The organism is Ketobacter alkanivorans, assembly GCF_002863865.1.
Taxonomy (GTDB): Bacteria; Pseudomonadota; Gammaproteobacteria; order Pseudomonadales; family Ketobacteraceae; genus Ketobacter; species Ketobacter alkanivorans.
Map to the genome: position 1 here is coordinate 573250 of NZ_CP022684.1, position 16424 is coordinate 589673.

11 protein-coding genes are annotated in these 16424 nt (G+C 48.7%); 3 read left to right on the forward strand and 8 right to left on the reverse strand.

Features of this window, described 5'->3' with window-relative positions; translation table 11 throughout:
* Positions 1–24 precede the first annotated feature (24 nt).
* From Kalk_RS02355 to Kalk_RS02385, 7 genes are all read right to left on the reverse strand, one after another.
* Positions 25–1434, reverse strand: a complete 1410-nt coding sequence (locus Kalk_RS02355; RefSeq protein WP_199767996.1) for a di-heme oxidoreductase family protein — start codon at positions 1432–1434, stop codon at positions 25–27.
* 37 nt (positions 1435–1471) lie between these two features.
* Positions 1472–2728 carry an imelysin family protein gene (locus Kalk_RS02360; RefSeq protein ID WP_101892679.1) on the reverse strand — a complete coding sequence of 419 codons (1257 nt, stop codon included), beginning with the start codon at positions 2726–2728 and terminating at the stop codon, positions 1472–1474.
* A 46-nt stretch (positions 2729–2774) separates the two neighbouring features.
* A complete protein-coding gene (locus Kalk_RS02365) occupies positions 2775–3839 on the reverse strand; it encodes an LbtU family siderophore porin (protein WP_101892680.1) in 1065 nt (354 codons plus the stop codon).
* Positions 3840–3938: 99 nt separating this feature from the next.
* Positions 3939–4877 (reverse strand): alpha/beta hydrolase, encoded by a 939-nt coding sequence (locus Kalk_RS02370; RefSeq protein ID WP_101892681.1) that lies wholly within the window; start codon positions 4875–4877, stop codon positions 3939–3941.
* An 83-nt stretch (positions 4878–4960) separates the two neighbouring features.
* Complete coding sequence (locus Kalk_RS02375; RefSeq protein WP_101892682.1) at positions 4961–5884, reverse strand: histone deacetylase family protein; 924 nt, start codon at positions 5882–5884, stop codon at positions 4961–4963.
* A gap of 4 nt (positions 5885–5888) precedes the next feature.
* Positions 5889–8564 carry a bifunctional acetate--CoA ligase family protein/GNAT family N-acetyltransferase gene (locus Kalk_RS02380; RefSeq protein ID WP_158643272.1) on the reverse strand — a complete coding sequence of 892 codons (2676 nt, stop codon included), beginning with the start codon at positions 8562–8564 and terminating at the stop codon, positions 5889–5891.
* 5 nt (positions 8565–8569) lie between these two features.
* Entirely contained in the window at positions 8570–10723 is a 2154-nt protein-coding gene (locus tag Kalk_RS02385; protein ID WP_101892684.1) for a tRNA(Met) cytidine acetyltransferase TmcA, read from the reverse strand.
* Between the two features lie 192 nt (positions 10724–10915).
* Here Kalk_RS02385 and Kalk_RS02390 point away from each other — a divergent pair, with 192 nt between their 5' ends.
* Complete coding sequence (locus Kalk_RS02390) at positions 10916–11632, forward strand: DUF6901 family protein (protein ID WP_101892685.1); 717 nt, start codon at positions 10916–10918, stop codon at positions 11630–11632.
* A 3-nt stretch (positions 11633–11635) separates the two neighbouring features.
* Positions 11636–13228, forward strand: a complete 1593-nt coding sequence (locus Kalk_RS02395) for a diguanylate cyclase (protein ID WP_101892686.1) — start codon at positions 11636–11638, stop codon at positions 13226–13228.
* A gap of 6 nt (positions 13229–13234) precedes the next feature.
* Here the strand turns inward: Kalk_RS02395 and Kalk_RS02400 are convergent, their stop codons facing one another.
* Positions 13235–14911, reverse strand: coding sequence for a DUF342 domain-containing protein (locus Kalk_RS02400; protein ID WP_101892687.1), 1677 nt, complete (start codon positions 14909–14911; stop codon positions 13235–13237).
* Positions 14912–15059: 148 nt separating this feature from the next.
* On the opposite strand from Kalk_RS02400, the gene Kalk_RS02405 reads away from it, so the two are divergent.
* Positions 15060–16403, forward strand: coding sequence for an acyltransferase family protein (locus Kalk_RS02405; RefSeq protein ID WP_101892688.1), 1344 nt, complete (start codon positions 15060–15062; stop codon positions 16401–16403).
* The last annotated feature ends 21 nt before the right edge of the window (positions 16404–16424 follow it).

A 16424-nucleotide genomic window follows, 5' to 3' on the forward strand; every position in this document is an offset into this window, starting at 1 on the left:
CTGTCCCATTTTTGAAAGGGATATTTATAAGGATTTTAGAAAAGCCAGCAAAGCTTCTCGATCCGAGGTACTGGCTTGGACAACAAACTCTTGGCTTCGTTTCGCTTCTCCACCATGCCACAACAGGGCTTCCAGCAGGCTCCCGGCACGACCATCATGAAGATAATGCTCGAAACCACTAACAACCTTGGTTAACCCAATCCCCCACAATGGAGGCGTGCGCCATTCACGCCCTGATGCATTATACACCGCTCGCCCGTCCGCCAGCCCCTCACCCATGTCATGTAATAGCATATCCGTGTATGGGTGAATGGTCTGCTCTGACAGTTCCGGCCGATCTTTGAGCTGTGGTGTCACATGCAGAACTTGATGACATTGGCCACACCCCGCCTCAACAAAAACCAACTCACCTTGTTTTACCATGGGATCATCCACTGCTCTGCGCTTGGGCACCGCAAGATGACGAGTGTAAAACGTTACCAGATCGAGCAGCTTATCAGACAGCTCCGGTACACCTCCTGAAGGTGACTCCATGCATAATTTCTGGTTACGGGTACAGTTTTCTATCGGAAAAAGTGAGCTTGTTATACCTATATCGCCATTGAAGGCGGCTGCATTTTGCTGTCTGAGTGTAGGCTGTTCAGCTTTCCAACCAAAACGCCCCATTACGTATCCCTGTTGCTCAACACTCCAAACCGTATTCCAGCGCCCGGAAATTCCGTTCGCATCAGAATCATCCGGGTCGGCCAGCTTCTTGATTTGATCATCACTCAAAGCCTCCAGCAACCCCAGCCCAATCATCGGAGGAGCAAGACGCAAAGAGTAAACCACCGCCTCATCTATTGGGCCGTATGCAGGGTTGTGCAAAACAAGCTTGGGCTTGCGTAGAGTCACCTTGGCACCGTCGGATAACACGATCTCCGTCTTCTCATACTCTAACTGTAGCTGTGCCTCAGGATTGACTCCGGGCACAGCAAAATCCTGAATCTGATCACCGTACGATGGATGAGGGATCACACCGTGTTTGGCGACATAGTCTCGCTGTTCGTCTGTGACAGGTTTGATACTGATCCGAGCCAGCAGTGAAACTGCATTATCATCAGCGGATTCTGGCAGGTGCCCACGACCGTCTCGTATGTGGCAATTCTGGCAGCCATTAGTATTGAACAGCGGGCCCAAGCCATCCCGAGCCGTAGTGGTTGAGGGAGCTGTTACCCATGGGTTTCGGAAGAAGCTGTTACCAACGCTGAAGTCCAAACGTCGTTCAAATGACATATTGGCCGCAGGCAACGAAAATGCGTTGTTATCGGTTTTACTGACACTGGTTTCGCCCCCGGAATACAACCCAAAAGCCAACGCTGCATTTCCAAACAGCAACAGCAAAAAGCCCCACAACATCTTGCGGGGCCAATGAATGAAACGCTTTATCGTCATGATCTGATGCTTGTCGCTTAAGCTAATATTCTATTGACTAGAAATCATGGTCAGCATTATCTGGCGACAGATTTTCAACACCCAGAGCCATGGCAGCGCTCTCTATCTTACGGGTCAGGGCCACCAGTCCGCCGATGGCATCCTGAATCAGCGTGGCACCTTTAGCGTTCCCTTCAGCTATCATCTGATCGAATTTCATGCCACCGCCGTTAGCTTCAGCGCTGTCCACCAATGCCTGCATGGCCGACATAGATAGCTTGAATTGCTGGTCAATAGCAGCGGCCAGTTTGGGATCTTTGGCAGCTACAAGCTGTGCGATGGAAGCACCTTTGATAGTGCTGCCATCAACGCGTTTATATGTACCGTAATATACATTTTCAATGCCTTTAGCATCGTAAAAATGGGAAAAATGCGTGTTATCACTGAAGCAGTCGTGCTCGTCTTCTGTAGAATTGGCTTCCAAAGCAACTTTCATTCGCTCACCTGCCAACTCGCCCAATGCCAGGCTACCCATGCCAAACAGCGCTTTGGTTAAGCCCAGTTGGGGTTTTTGGCTTTCCAGCTCAGCGCGATAGTTGTCGGCTTCGGCTGCCCACTGCCCCTGCATGTATTTTAAATCAGTCACCAACAGTGTGGTCACCGCCTTTAAATACGCGGCACGACGATCACAGTTGCCATTTGTGCATCCATCACCCTGAACGTAATCAGTGAACGGGCGCTCACCTGCTCCGGCTTTGGTACCGTTCAGATCCTGGCCCCACAGCAAAAATTCGATGGCATGGTATCCGGTTGCGACATTCGCCTCTGACCCTCCCAGCTCGTTGAGACTGGCCAACAACTCAGGTGTGATATTGCTTAGATCCAAAGTTGTACCACCGAGCTTCAAGGTTGAGTTGGCAATGATATTGGCAGTTGCTCCCACATTGCCCATCTCATGATGATAGTTAGAGGAAGCAACGTAATCTATAAGCCCTTCATCCAGTGGCCAGGCATTCAACTGACCTTCCCAGTCGTCAACAACACTGTTGCCGAACCGGAAAACTTCAGACTGCTGATAAGGCACGCGGGCCTGTTTCCAGGCCGCGCGAGCAGAATCCAGAGTAGCCCCACTTGGCTTGCTGATCAGCATATCGATTTTAGACTGCAGTGCTTCCGCTGTGATCAGGGCATCACTGAATACGGCATGGGCGATCTCGCCATAATGCTTGACCACAGCCTGCTCCGTAACAGCGGCCTGCGCAGTTCCCGCAACCAAAATGCTTCCAGCCAGTGCCAGATGTGTCACTACTTTCATTAACTAACTCCAGATTCTGTTCTTCGTTATTAACGTGTGGGCTTAATTAAAATTCAGCTGCCAGCTGCACGACGATGTTGTTGGACTTTTCGTCTGTACCGCCTTTCGCATCGCTGTAATCGGTATCGCGCCAGAATTCAACGGCCAAACCTACGTTCTCATAAACTTCTGTTGAGCCACCGAATGACAAACGCTGCTCAGGCAACCAGCCACCAGCATCGTCGGTTTCCTGGATGGCAAAGCCAATGGTGTAGTCCTTTTGGCCGATTTTGGCAGCGAAATCCACCTCAATCTGAAACGCGGACAATTCACGGCTTTCATTGTTGTATTCAATGTCATCCACGGCCGTCAGGTATTCACCGATAATGGTAACGGCATCAAGATTCAGGCTACCGGACAAAGAAATAGCACCGTCGTCACTTTCAAGATCGGCTGCATCGACTTCTTCAGAAATAGCATCAGACTCAGACAGCGCAGATATATAATCGAAACCGGCGCTGAAATTGTCTTGAGCAAAACTGACCGTCAGACCGTAGTTTTCAGTATGACGCTCACGATCAACTGAACCGTCAAACAAGTATGCACCGATAGTCAGGCCATCCTGCTCCAGTCCGAACAGGGCGGCTGTTTTGTTGGTTTCAGCCAACTCCAGAGCCAGTGTGTCGTTTACCAAAGCGGTTTCAAAACGTCCGAACGGCAGGTATTGCTTACCCACTAATAAATCAACCGGGCCAATCAAATCCTCAAAAGAAAGGGTAGCTACATCAACATCCAGCTCTGTTTCACCCTCTTCGTACAGGAGCACAATCTCGGCATCGACTTTTTCGTTGATCTCTGCAGCAATACCCAGCTCAACGGTGGCAACGGTCAGGTCGCTGTAGCTTTTGTCTGCAAACTCAGTCTTGTCACCCATAGACGCTTCGATCTCTACAAGACCGCTGAACGTCACTTTGTCTCCCAGCATATTACCTTTGCTGGCACCCTGCTGTTCGAGTTTTGCCAGCCGATCTTCGACTTTGCGCTCAAATTCAGCATCAGCAAAAGCCGATGCAGACAGGCCTGTCATGGCAAAAGCCAAAGTAGATAAGGCAAAAGGTGCGACCAATTTCATGTTATTAACTCCTGATAAATATAAAAGGCAGCGTGCGCCTTCAAAGCGCACACACTTTATCGCTAATGATGATTGTTATCAACTGCATCTAATTAGCGTTTACTGATTTCTGTCAAAAAACGACGCAATTTCACTTATGGCTATGCGCCCATCTTTCAACAATGGAAAGGTGTAGTGCCAAACATGCTGCATTTTTTCCCAGATCTGCAGCTCCACCTGAACGCCGCTTTTTTTGGCTTTCTCGGCAAGGCGAACGGAATCATCCAACAAAATCTCTTCTGAGCCAACTTGAATAAGCAAAGGTGGGAGCTGGTTCAAATCTGCCGCCAGGGGTGACAGTTGGGGGCTATTCCCCCGCTCCTGCGCTGGGGTTCCTGCTGAATAATGAACGGCAAACTGGTCTAAAAGTTTTGGCGTGAGCAGTAAATCGACATCCTCCTTAGAGGAAATGGTTTCACCGCTCATTGATAGATCTGTCCAAGGGGAGATACAACAAGCGGCTGCAGGAAGCGGTAAATTAAGGTCTCTGAGCTTAATCAGGGTTGCCAGTACCAAGTTGCCTCCGGCTGAATCCCCTGCCAGATAGATATTGCCTGCTTTAATGCCCTCCTTTAATAGATCCTTATAAACCATCACAGCGTCATCGATAGGCGCAGGGCAAGAATGCTCGGGAGCTTTACGATAATCAGGGGCAACGGCTCGCATCCCGGCCTCTTTCGCAAGGCGCGATATGATATGGCGATGACTGATCGGTGAGCCTACGCAATACCCCCCACCGTGGAAATACAACACAACCCTATTAGTTGGGGCATGCCTTGGCTGATGTTCCTCACACACCACACCACCGTAGGTGATTGGCTTGATTTTAACACCTCGGGCAACCGGCATGATTCTGCCAAAGAAGTTCATACTGTTGCGGGAGTGTTTGATCTTTTCCGGTTCAACGGACAAGTCGGGCGCGAACGGCGACCGCATTAGAGTATTAACTAATGTTACCGGCACGCGACCGGATGAGCAGGTCATGTGACAGACGCTCATTGTTCCCTCTCTGCTTTTATGGTTATTAGTAAGCCGAGCAACTTAGCACCGCTTGGGCGGTCTAGGCAAGTACCGGGATCGCGTTATAGGCCGCTTAAAACCCGTATATGTTGATACACACTGCGAGCCAGCGCATCTAAGTGATACCCTCCTTCCAGACTGGAGACTATCCGTCCCTCGCAGCAGTTTTCTGCCAGCCTTTTCAACTCGCTGGTGAGCCAGTAATAATCCCTGTCATCAAGATAAATATCAGCCAATGGATCGGAATGATGGGCATCGAACCCGGCGCTGATCAGCAATAATTGCGGGTTAAACTGATGCAGTTTATTCATCCACTGCTGCAATACCCAGTCACGAAACTCATCACTGCTGGTACCTGCGTGCATAGGTGTGTGCACAATGTTGGATCGATTTTGATCGGGAACAGTGTGAGGGTAATACGGATGTTGAAAGCTGGAGCAGAACAACACCCGCTCATCGTACTGCAGGATATTCTCGGTTCCGTTCCCATGATGGACATCGAAGTCCACAATGGCAACTCGATCCAGATCATACTGGTGAATAGCATATGCCGCAGCCACCGCAACATTACTAAATACGCAAAACCCCATCGCCCTGTTCTTTTCTGCATGATGACCGGGTGGGCGTACCGCACAAAATGCGTTAGCGGCCTGCCCATTCATGACCATATCCACCGCTTTGCAGACACCACCAGCTGATCTTAACGCAGCGTTAAGAGTGTGAGCGTTGGCTACCATATCATCGCCGAGAGTTTTCGTTTGCTTGATGGGAAACTGGCTGAAGATTCCATCTACGTATTCTCGACCGTGTACCCGATACAGATGTATTTTCTCAATTTTTGGCGCATCAACATGCAGCAAAACATCCCACAGCTGCCGTTCCATTAGATAATCACGGATGGCACTGAGGCGACGGGGGCATTCAGGGTGACCTGCCCCCATATCATGAAGTTCACAATCTTTGTGGCTGATATAAGCTGTCATCATGGCATTAAAGCTTCTTGGCTATATAAACAATATCTTCGTCTTTTTCGTCGTCACGGATCTCAAAACCCATGGAGCGGGCAAGCTTGCGCATAGGAACATTATCCCTCAACACAATGCCGTCCATCACTTTCAGGCCTTTGTTCCGAGCTGCCTCTATAAGCAACTCCATTAACTTATACCCGATCCCGGTACGATGCCATTGATCTGAGACAACCACTGCGAACTCGCAACTGACACCATCAGGATTGAGCACATAACGGCTGACACCTATTTCATGCCAACCCCCCGGCTCTTTCACCAACGCCACCAAAGCCATCTCCCGGTGGTAATCAATCTGCGTAAAGCGAGCCAACATTTCCGGTGTTACCCGTTTTACATTGTGCATAAAACGATAATATCGAGAGCGCTCCGACAGGCTTTCTATAAATGCTTTCTCCAGCTCTGCGTCTTCTGGACGAATGGGCCTGATGACTACATCGGTACCATTTTTCATCTGCCAGTTGGTTTCCAGATAAACCGGATAAGGGTGAATCGCCATATGCTCATAACGACGCTGCGCAGGTGGCAGGTAATCCACTTCGATCACGGCATCCAGCACCATTGCGCTCTTATCATTGAGCACCAGCGGGTTGATGTCCAGATTCCTAACCCACGGCAACTCGCATGCTATTTCTGACAAGCGCAGAATAATTCGCTCCAGTTCTGCATGATTCGCTGCTGGCATATTACGAAAGCTGTCCAGCATTTTTGAGACCTTGGGAGATTGAATCAGCGTCTTCGCCAATAAGGAATTTAAAGGGGGCAAACTGATGGCAATATCATTCATGACTTCCACCATGGTTCCGCCGTGTCCAAACACAATAACCGGACCAAAAATGGAATCGTTCTTAATTCCGAGCAACAGTTCCCTGTTCGCAGCAGACGTAACCATATGCTCTACGATCACCCCTTCTATACGGGCATCGGGCTTGGTTTGCTTCACGTCATCTACTAGTTTTTTATAAGCCGAACGTACCGCCTGGGCGTTCATAACATTCAAAGAAACCCCGGAGAAGTCAACTTTGTGGCTGATATCCGGCGAGTTAATTTTCAAAGCGACCGGAAAACCAACCGATTCTGCGGCCACCAATGCTTCATTCGCTGAATGGGTATTCCACGAGGGATTGATGGGAATATTGAACGCTTTCAAAACCGCTCGTGATTCCATCTGATTCAGAACCTTTCGGCCTTCCTGTAACACGCCTTCAATAATTAGCCGCGCCCCCTCAATGTCTGGGGACACATGCTGCTCCATGGATGCGGGCGCCTGAATCAGATATGTCCGATTTTTAAAATAGGTAGTTAAATACTTCGCCGCCTTGATCGCGTTCTCTGGCGACGAAAACACCGGAATACCTCGCTCTTGCAGCGACTTGCGGATACTTGCGATGTTGTCTCCACCCATACAGCAAACAACAATTGGCTTGAAGCTTGCCTTCTGGATTCTATGCAATCGTTCATCGACATCCCGCAGCACTTTTCCCCTGGGAGGCGTAAGCACAACCACCAAAAAATCTACACTTTTATCTTTAGCGATGATTTCGCAGGCTTCCATGAACTCTTCATTTAAACCAAAGCGGCTGCTATATACCGGGTTACTGCTTGCATCCATGGATCGCAGTTGCGCCAATTTAACGGAGCTTTCATTGCTTAGTTGCGCCAAAGGCAGGCCCAGATCGAAGGCTTTATCACAGGCCATGATAGCTGGCCCCAAGCCATGCGAAATAATCCCTATATTTTCGCCTCTTACACTCCTATGAATAGGAAACGCTCGCGCCGCAAGGAACAGATCGGTAAGGGAGTTGGCTCGCACAATACCGGCACGCTCCAATGCGGCATCGAACACGTAATCGTTACCGATAAGTGCGCCGGTATGAGAAAGATGCTGGCCAGAATCCTCCCCGTGACGCCCTGTTTTCATTACGATAACCGGCTTACTGCGCGCTACACCCCGCAAACCCGATAAGAAGCCACGGGAATCCTGCACACCCTCGGCATAAATTAAAATACATTCGGTCTGCTGATCGATAACCAGATAATCAAGAATATCCCCGGCATAGACTCCAGCGGCCTGTTCAAGGGAAATAATCGTAGAAAACCCAACTCCGTTAGCCTTGGCCCAATCAGTAACAGCTCGACATATTGCGCCCGAGTGGGATATGAGTGCGATCTTGCCAGGGCGAATATTCACATTATCCAAAGTAGCCCGAATACCCAGTGCAGGCCGAACAAACCCGTAGCAATCAGGCCCCCACATGCGTATGCCTAATGATTCGGCCTGTTTGCGCAAACCCTCGACAAACTTACTACGCATAAATCCATCGCGATCGTCCAAATGGGAAAGCACCACCACTGAGTCGATACCCACACCGGCGCACCGTTCAAGCTGTTCTGCTACCAAAGAATCCGGGGTTACAATAATGGCAAGATCTATCCGACCCGGTACCTGATCAATGGTTTCGTAAACTTTATTGCTGCCCAACAAGCTTCGATGCCGTGGGTGCACCAACCAAACCTTACCGCTGAACTGCTCTTTCAACCGCTCTGCCAGTTTCGATTCAATTGAGTCTCCTCCATCACCTGTTCCGATAATGGCTATTGAGGAGGGCTCAAAGAAATGCGTCAAATAATGCTTTTTCATAATGTTTAACCGGACAATTGACCTGATAACTGCATCCATTGCTCAATAGATTGCCTAAGTTCGCTGTGAGCCTGCTTTTTTCCTGCAAGGTTCAAGCGCGCTACGCAGTCTTCCCAGGTTGAATTCTGCAGCACTTTCATGACGATGATAGTGCGTGCACGCTCGTCTAGGCGCTCTACAGACTCAGCCCTACTGTAGCTATACCACACTAGACGCCACAAGCCTGCCGCCACGTTCTCATACGGTGTAGAGCCTGTCACATACTGTTCTAGACTTCGTTGATCTCTCTCATAGTAGTTCATACCAGTCATAGCAATTGACATGAAAGAACCTGACAGGATTTGCCACACAAGATCTACTGGCACCTGACTGTGAATATTTTTCAGCGTCAACGGGAAATCTTCCCGAAAGCGTTGACTTGAAGCGTCGCTCACCAGCACACCGTGCTCACTACACCCCTTTGCTACCAACAAACTATACGAACCGGTGGTGGACTCGCGGGTATATCCCACGCGCAACACGGAGAAACCCATTTTCTGCCAGAACCTCAACACTTGATGGTCACCAGAAAACAATGAGCCGATATTATCAACACCTTCTTTCTCTGCCCGTTCAATCAAATGTTGCACGAGGCTTGTGCCGAGCCCTTGCCTCTGTTCATCGGGCTGCACCGCGATACGCACGATTCGCCAATGATGCTGCGCTAAAGCAACATCCTGCCCTAAATGTACGGCAAGCGTCTGCGATAATACCTGGCCATGGGGTCGGCGCTTGCCTGCCAGTATGCTTTCGGCCAAATCACCTGATAACTGGCCCTCCTGTGCCACCATCGCCACCGCTTTGATGCTTTGATTTTGACGCAAAACAAACAGCCTGATATTGCTGCCATCCAACATCGTGCGTAGATCACTGGGTCGGGTGCGATAGTGAGCCGAGACCAACAACTCGAATACGCTATTGAGCTGATGCTCTGACCTGTCATCACAACGAAAGCAGAACTCGTCGAATGCGACCGGGTCGGCTTGATCCGATTGCGCTTGCTGCTGCGCTGGCTTCAACAGCAGCAACTTGTTCAAACAGCCTTCCAGCCAATCACCCGGTAGCCAACGCACAGGCTGTGTCAGGCTACATTTGCTCCAGCCGGGATAATGAACATCCAGATGACGCTGAAAACGAATAGCAAAACCTCTACCTGTTCCTTCGTAGCCATTTACCGTTGTAGCGAACGCCACTCTTGAATAGGTTCGCAGCATAGCTTTCAATAACTCAGGTGCGATTGCCGCAGCTTCATCCACTAACAGCAGATCTGCTGACGGCTGGGTTTGCAGCAGGTGATCCGGCGCAAAATATTGCAATGAGCCACCAACCTGATTGGTTGTACGTTCGGCAAATTTTATAAGTGTTTCTACACAGTCTGGCCTGGGGGCAGTCACCACTATGCTCTTGCCTTGCGCCATAAGCCTCGCCACCGCAAGCCCCATCGCGGCACTTTTCCCTCTACCTCTATCGGCCTCAAGCACCAATGGCCGCTTACGATGACCGCTGACAACATGCATTACGGCTTCCACAGCTCTACGCTGACAGGCCGTTATACAACCCCAGTCGTCCTCACTGGCTGACGCTTTGGTTGGAGCATTGATATCAATGCTCTTCCATGGGCCCTCTTGGCATAATCTGATTTTGTGTGGAAACGCATCTAAAATCCATGCGGCCCGTTGGATAAAGTCACGCTTTACCATGCTCACACCCCAAGGCTCCACTGCAATTCGGCTAGCCAGTGCGTCCTGAAAGTGCGCCCACGACACCAACGGCGGCCCGAGGATTAGCAGAACACCACCACCCTTAATTGCACCCGCAATCGCAGCCATGGCATCAGGCGCAAAGCCGGAATAGAGGTCAAACACAGCGGCTTCCGCTTCGCGGCCCAGTTCATGATTGACCTTGTTCGCAGGAAGTTGCCAACTCCCTTTCGGAGCGCGCTCGGAATACCACAAAACCGACGAAGAACCGAATATCGACAACACTGCCTGCGCTGCCTGTAAAGTCCACCCTTCATCACCTTCAACCAACACAGGCATACGCTGCCCGGCACGTGCCATCTCAGCGAATATGGCTGCTAGCTGTTGCCGAATTTCAAGACCCAAGATCACTGATTTCATTGCTCCGTAATTCAAGTATGCCTGATCTGCTAGCAGGCCGTTTTTGGCCTCAAGTTAGCCAAATTTAGCAGTGAGCAGAAATGAATCCAGCTGGTCAAGCGAATCAGATGGACTTCATTCCCCCTCTTACATTGATTTCTTCAGAATAAATCTATACTTACAGATAATACTATCGCTTTGGGGCAAGAAGATATGGACAGAAACTATACAAAACGGGTGCGTTACGAGTTTATCTTCAAATCTCAGGACAATTTCCAGTACGAGGTAGATATCGACCCGGTATCGCTGGAGCACTCTGCGCCCCTGGGTAGCGCACCGGAATGGGCCAAACTTGACGTGGACAAATGCCCCCACTGCCCCCTCAACAACAGCAGTTCGGAATACTGCCCCTTGGCACTAAGAATCGCGCCGATTCTCAGTTTTAGTGCTCACCCTGCCTTTGAATCAGTAAAGGTTAGAGTTCACAAAGACAACATGACCATCGAGAGCCAATCTACAGTCCAGGAGGCGTATCGCTCCCTTATAGGCCTGGTCATGGCTACCAGCGGGTGCCCCCATACCGGTTTTTTCAAACCTATGGCCTGGTTTCATCTTCCCTTTGCCACACAGGATGAAACCCTGTTTCGGGCCTGTGCGACCTTCCTGCTCTTTCAGTTTTTTGATCCTGTCGACCCTGAAAATGGCAACCATTTCACCGATCTGAAGCAGGTTTACGAAGACATACACATCGTTAATCAACACATTGCCAAACGATTAAAGAAAGCGTCTGCTTCAGAATCCACCCTTAATGCCCTCACGATACTGGACATATTCGCACAATCATTCCTGCCGACCTTAAATGAATCATTACAGGAATTATCATTCCTGTTCCGACCGGGCATCAACGAAGTCAGCTTTGAGACCCCATAAAGAGTGAACGTATTTTACCGACTCCTGCTGGCGACACTCACAGCATTGATTATCACGGGGGGCGCTTTCGGTGCGCCCGTGGAAATCCACAGCGCTGAGCAGCTTTACATATCTGTATTGCCACAGATTGCGTCGAATAACGAACAGGAACGAACGGAGCTGTGGATACCAGGACGGGAAGATCTCACTGCAGTGCAGGTGAAAAGCCCCAGAACCTCGCTATGGTACCGCTTTGACCTGCTGAATAGGTCCGACCAGGAAAAATGGTATCTTCAGGTTACCAACAGCCTGATCAACGAGGTGAACGTATATACAGTCAATGCCAATGACCATCACCACGGCCATAATGGGTACACATTAGCAATACCTTTTGATCTTAGTAATGCCGTCGCGCTGCCATTACCATCCAACAAAGCCACCAGTGTCTGGGTAAACGTTCAGGCATCTTATGTCAGTCCGAACTTACTGATCAGCGTGATCCCTGAGGACAAATATTCCCAATACCACTTTAACTACACCTCGATGATATTGATCGCCATTGGCGCAATGCTTGCCCTGGTAATTTATAACGCTTTTCTGTATTTCCCTACGCGGGACCCATCGTTTCTCTGGTACGCAAGCTACCAAATTCTGTGTACCTTTGCATGGGCAGTACACTTCAAGGTGATGCTGTATTGCTTTGGCCTTGAATTAGATGCAAGCACGCTGTATCTACCGTTCTTTATCGCAGGTGCAACCAGCCTGATGTTCGCTATAGCCTTTCTAAAGCTGCCTCAGCGCGGCTGGCTGGCGCTGTTAGTAAGGGCTTTTGCTATAGGTCTGGTCGTATTCGGCCTACTGGGGTTATTGCTACCGATCGAAGTATACCAAACGATATTGGCAGTATGTGTATGCGCATGGATGTTCATTATGCTTAGCCTTGGAGTGTGGCGGCTTAATAAAGGTTATCGGCCTGCAAGAATCTATGTAGTAGGGTTCAGCGTAATGACAACCTACTTCATGTTCACCATGGCAGGAAACCTAGCAGGTACCACGTTATTTGATAATCAAATGCTTTGGGCATTATGGGCACAGCTATTTGATTCTATTGCCCTGGCCCTAGCCCTAGCTGATCGCATTAACTTTTTACGCAAGTCACGCCAGCATGCAGACAAACGGGCCAGCACTGACCAATTAACCGGCTTACCCAATCGAACAGCTTTTGAACGGGATGTGCGAGCCTGGGAAGTTTATTACTCGGAAGGAATCGTGCCTGAGTTTTTTCTTACCTTTATCGATGTAGACGGATTAAAGCGGGTAAATGATCAGATGGGACACAATGAAGGGGATCGCCTGCTGTCTCTTGTCGCTCAGTGGCTCACAAGTCAAAGCAATCAGCAAAATGTTTACCGAATCGGTGGCGACGAATTTGTAATCCTCTCACGCCAGCAAATACAGTGGAACCTTTCCAGCCTGCATACGCTTCTTATAGCTGAAGGGTTTCCGAATTCGGATTTAAGCATTGGAACCAGCAGTTATTCTGAAAGTGGAAGCCGATCAACCTTGCTGAAACTGGCAGACGAACGCATGTATGCGATAAAGCATAGCAGTCGTTAACAACTGCTAATCTAAAGTGAAATACGTAATACCGTCATCTTTAGCCTTAATACGGCAGCCATCTCTTTCCTGCTTTACCGGTACGGCATTCTGTACAAAAGTAACCTGAACGCCAGGAAAAAGCGCCTTTTGAACTGTCACTTCGAGGTTATCAACGATTCTACTCACCTCCTCTATTATGGAAGCTCGTTTCGCCTTTAACTCTTTAATAACTGCTTCAAAGTGAGCAACGGTGTTCGCTATCTTACTTACCTGTTCAGCCACATCGCCGCCTGCACTCTTGTCATCTATCCGTCTTAACGCTTCTTTCATCCCTCGGATAACATTAAGCCGTTCTCCCATATCCTCGCGTATATCAGAAAGCTCGGTAAGCTGCACTGAGAATCGCGATGAAAAATCAACCATAGTAGGAATATAAGAGGGGCCGCCGAGAGTGTTGCAACTCAGGCTATTCAAGGGGCGAACCACCCCACCGATAATCTTTCCTTCGTTTTTTTTCGGGCTCAGCACTACAATATCGGTGCCCATTATGTCGCTGTGCATAATATGTTTAGCGGCCGTTATAGTTCCACCTGCGCGAATACTTGCATACTGAATATAGTTAGAAAATACCGTAGAGGGAGTTTCAATACAGGCGGTATACGGATCGTCATCATTACTCGTTGTTGTTTTTTGTCGCCCTAGAATACCCTTTCCTATCACCACTTCATCACCGGCGTAGATGTGTGCAGATTCGAGATAATCGGTAATTAGCACCTTACCTGTCGCCTTGACCGACATACCTTCTTTAACCGACCCCTTTACAATCACAGTGCCATCAAAATCAATATTGCCGGTATTAAGGTCAACATCACCGACACAATACGCGTCAGATACCATAATCCCATCATCGATTTTAAGCGGTACACCACGCCGCGAAGCAACCAGTAGGTTCTTGTCAGTAGCGCTGATTTCTGCCCCCTCTCCTACCGACAGAACCCTGTCTTGCGGCTTAGGCGGGGCTACGATTTCACCCATCACATTGAAGCCCAGCTCTCCGACCACTGGTGGGATGCGTTTCATCAGCGCTTCGCCAACCTCAACCATCTCTATCTCGCCGAAGTCGTGCATATCCACAGTGCCATCATTGCGCAGCTTGGGTTTCATCAGCCGATCCTGCACCGGCATGACCAACACCTCCAGTCGCGCCTGCCGGGACTGGCCAGCAGGCTTACCGTTAGCCACGATCTCTTTGATAACAGTTCCTGGCGCTACGTTATCGATCTTTGTACATATGGAATCCAAGATGGTCTCGTTGATGCCCTTGATGATCCCTGTTTTAGTTAAATACGCCTTCAGGTTCTCTCGGGTTGGATTGGGGGCGCCATAAGCTGTCTCAACCAGCAACGAACAGGACATCTTGTTTTCACCAAGCTCTATAGAGATCATCGCGTCTCTACGCTCAGCCACAACGAAATCAACTGGCTCTGTCAGGCCGTTTTCGTTGCCAGGCTCTAGTGCCTTGTTTTTATAGAGAGAAATCGCCTTTATAAGGGAAGATTCAAGAAGATAAAAGCTGCGAAATTCGGTAATATTGAACTGGTTACGCAAAAACTCAACGGTCAGGGATGCCTGATCCATATTGATCATAATCAAATGGATCTCTTTTCCGTCCTCTGAGGCCTCGAATCTTAGATTGTTCATGATATTCCGGTTGTGATTATTGTAGGCTAGGAGCAGATCCTAAATTTGCCACTAACTTATTAAGTATAGATTCAAGTAGCTCAATTGAAAGCCGCTGGGCTTTCTAATTAGATTTGTCGAGAGACATCAATATCCGAGAAGTATAATAATGAATCCAGCCACCGATACACGTCCGGCGTCCATACTAAAAAACTGGTCCATCTCCCGAAATTTCAAGTCCCTTTTTGAGCAGGGCGGCGAGACTTTTCACCTTATCAATGGGTTACGATTCTTCAGTTTTGTGTGGATTCTGGTATTTCATACCGTTTACATCTACGGACTTTTAACCGGCAAGGAACTCTTCTACGAGCTTTCAGATACAGCTCCCCCTTGGCTGTGGTGGATATGGAATGCAGACAAAGCAGTTGACCTGTTTTTTGTAATCAGCGGCTTTTTGATCAGCATCATATTATTCAAAGAGCTGGGGAAAACAGGCCAAATCAGCTTGAAACGCTTCTATTTTCGCAGATATTTACGTTTAACCCCCATCTATGCAGTTATTGTTCTTATCTATTGGTTGAGCGAAGGGCGTAATTACGAATGGGTTTGGACAAATATCCTGTATCTGAACAACTTTCTGCCTGTTGATAAAATGGCCCTGCATTGGACCTGGACCTTAGCTGTAGAGGAGCAATTCTACCTGGTTCTGCCGCTTATTCTGGGTGCAATTTATAAAAAAACGACTCGCCCCTTTATCAGTGTACTTATTTGGATGCTGATCGCATCACTACTAATTCGATTAGGCGTGATCTACTATTATCAGGAAATCTGGAACGCCGATTATCGCGAAATGTTATCTGCAGAGGCTGTCTATCCTGCCTTCTACACTAAGCTGTACGACAACCTCCTTACCCGCTATGGACCATTTGTGTGTGGAGCTATCGCAGCTTATGGCTATTGTTTCAAACAAGATGAACTACGGGCGTGGTTGTCAGCTGCCCCAATAAAAAGCACCTTGTTGAACCTGCTGGCCCTGGCCACAATACTATTCTTTACGTTGTTTCCCGTGATGAGCGCCGAATTCAGCGAAGCCGGACCAGCTCTCAGATTTTACGTCGTTGCACATAGAACGCTGTTTGCAGGTGCGGTAGCCTGGTTTATGCTCTCTGTGTTTTTGAACATTGATACGTTCAAGCCGCTGGCACGCTTTTTATCCCTGCGCTGCTGGCAGCCACTCAGCCAGCTCACCTATTCCATGTACCTGGTACATTTTATCGTGATTTACTTATGCGTTCAGAATGTGTACCAAAATCTAAAACTGATAGAAGGCCTGGACAGCACAATGCTCGCTGTTTATAGCATTAGCTTAAGCTCGATTATCGCATTGCTGATCACTATCATTATTGGGGTATTGTGCTGGTTGCTTATCGAAAAACCATTTTTGAATATGAGAGATCTGTTTAAGATAAATAAGGGAGCTACCAATACCGCACCCCTGAATCATGATCTGTAATAAAAGCTGTTGGATACCAAA

What these genes read in the sequence shown, in the direction of transcription:
- Kalk_RS02355 (WP_199767996.1), bottom strand. Translation starts at nt 1,434, where the DNA reads ATGACGATAAAGCGTTTCATTCATTGGCCCCGCAAGATGTTGTGGGGC.
- Kalk_RS02360 (WP_101892679.1), bottom strand. Translation starts at nt 2,728, where the DNA reads ATGAAAGTAGTGACACATCTGGCACTGGCTGGAAGCATTTTGGTTGCG.
- Kalk_RS02365 (WP_101892680.1), bottom strand. Translation starts at nt 3,839, where the DNA reads ATGAAATTGGTCGCACCTTTTGCCTTATCTACTTTGGCTTTTGCCATG.
- Kalk_RS02370 (WP_101892681.1), bottom strand. Translation starts at nt 4,877, where the DNA reads ATGAGCGTCTGTCACATGACCTGCTCATCCGGTCGCGTGCCGGTAACA.
- Kalk_RS02375 (WP_101892682.1), bottom strand. Translation starts at nt 5,884, where the DNA reads ATGATGACAGCTTATATCAGCCACAAAGATTGTGAACTTCATGATATG.
- Kalk_RS02380 (WP_158643272.1), bottom strand. Translation starts at nt 8,564, where the DNA reads ATGAAAAAGCATTATTTGACGCATTTCTTTGAGCCCTCCTCAATAGCC.
- Kalk_RS02385 (WP_101892684.1), bottom strand. Translation starts at nt 10,723, where the DNA reads ATGAAATCAGTGATCTTGGGTCTTGAAATTCGGCAACAGCTAGCAGCC.
- Kalk_RS02390 (WP_101892685.1), top strand. Translation starts at nt 10,916, where the DNA reads ATGGACAGAAACTATACAAAACGGGTGCGTTACGAGTTTATCTTCAAA.
- Kalk_RS02400 (WP_101892687.1), bottom strand. Translation starts at nt 14,911, where the DNA reads ATGAACAATCTAAGATTCGAGGCCTCAGAGGACGGAAAAGAGATCCAT.
- Kalk_RS02405 (WP_101892688.1), top strand. Translation starts at nt 15,060, where the DNA reads ATGAATCCAGCCACCGATACACGTCCGGCGTCCATACTAAAAAACTGG.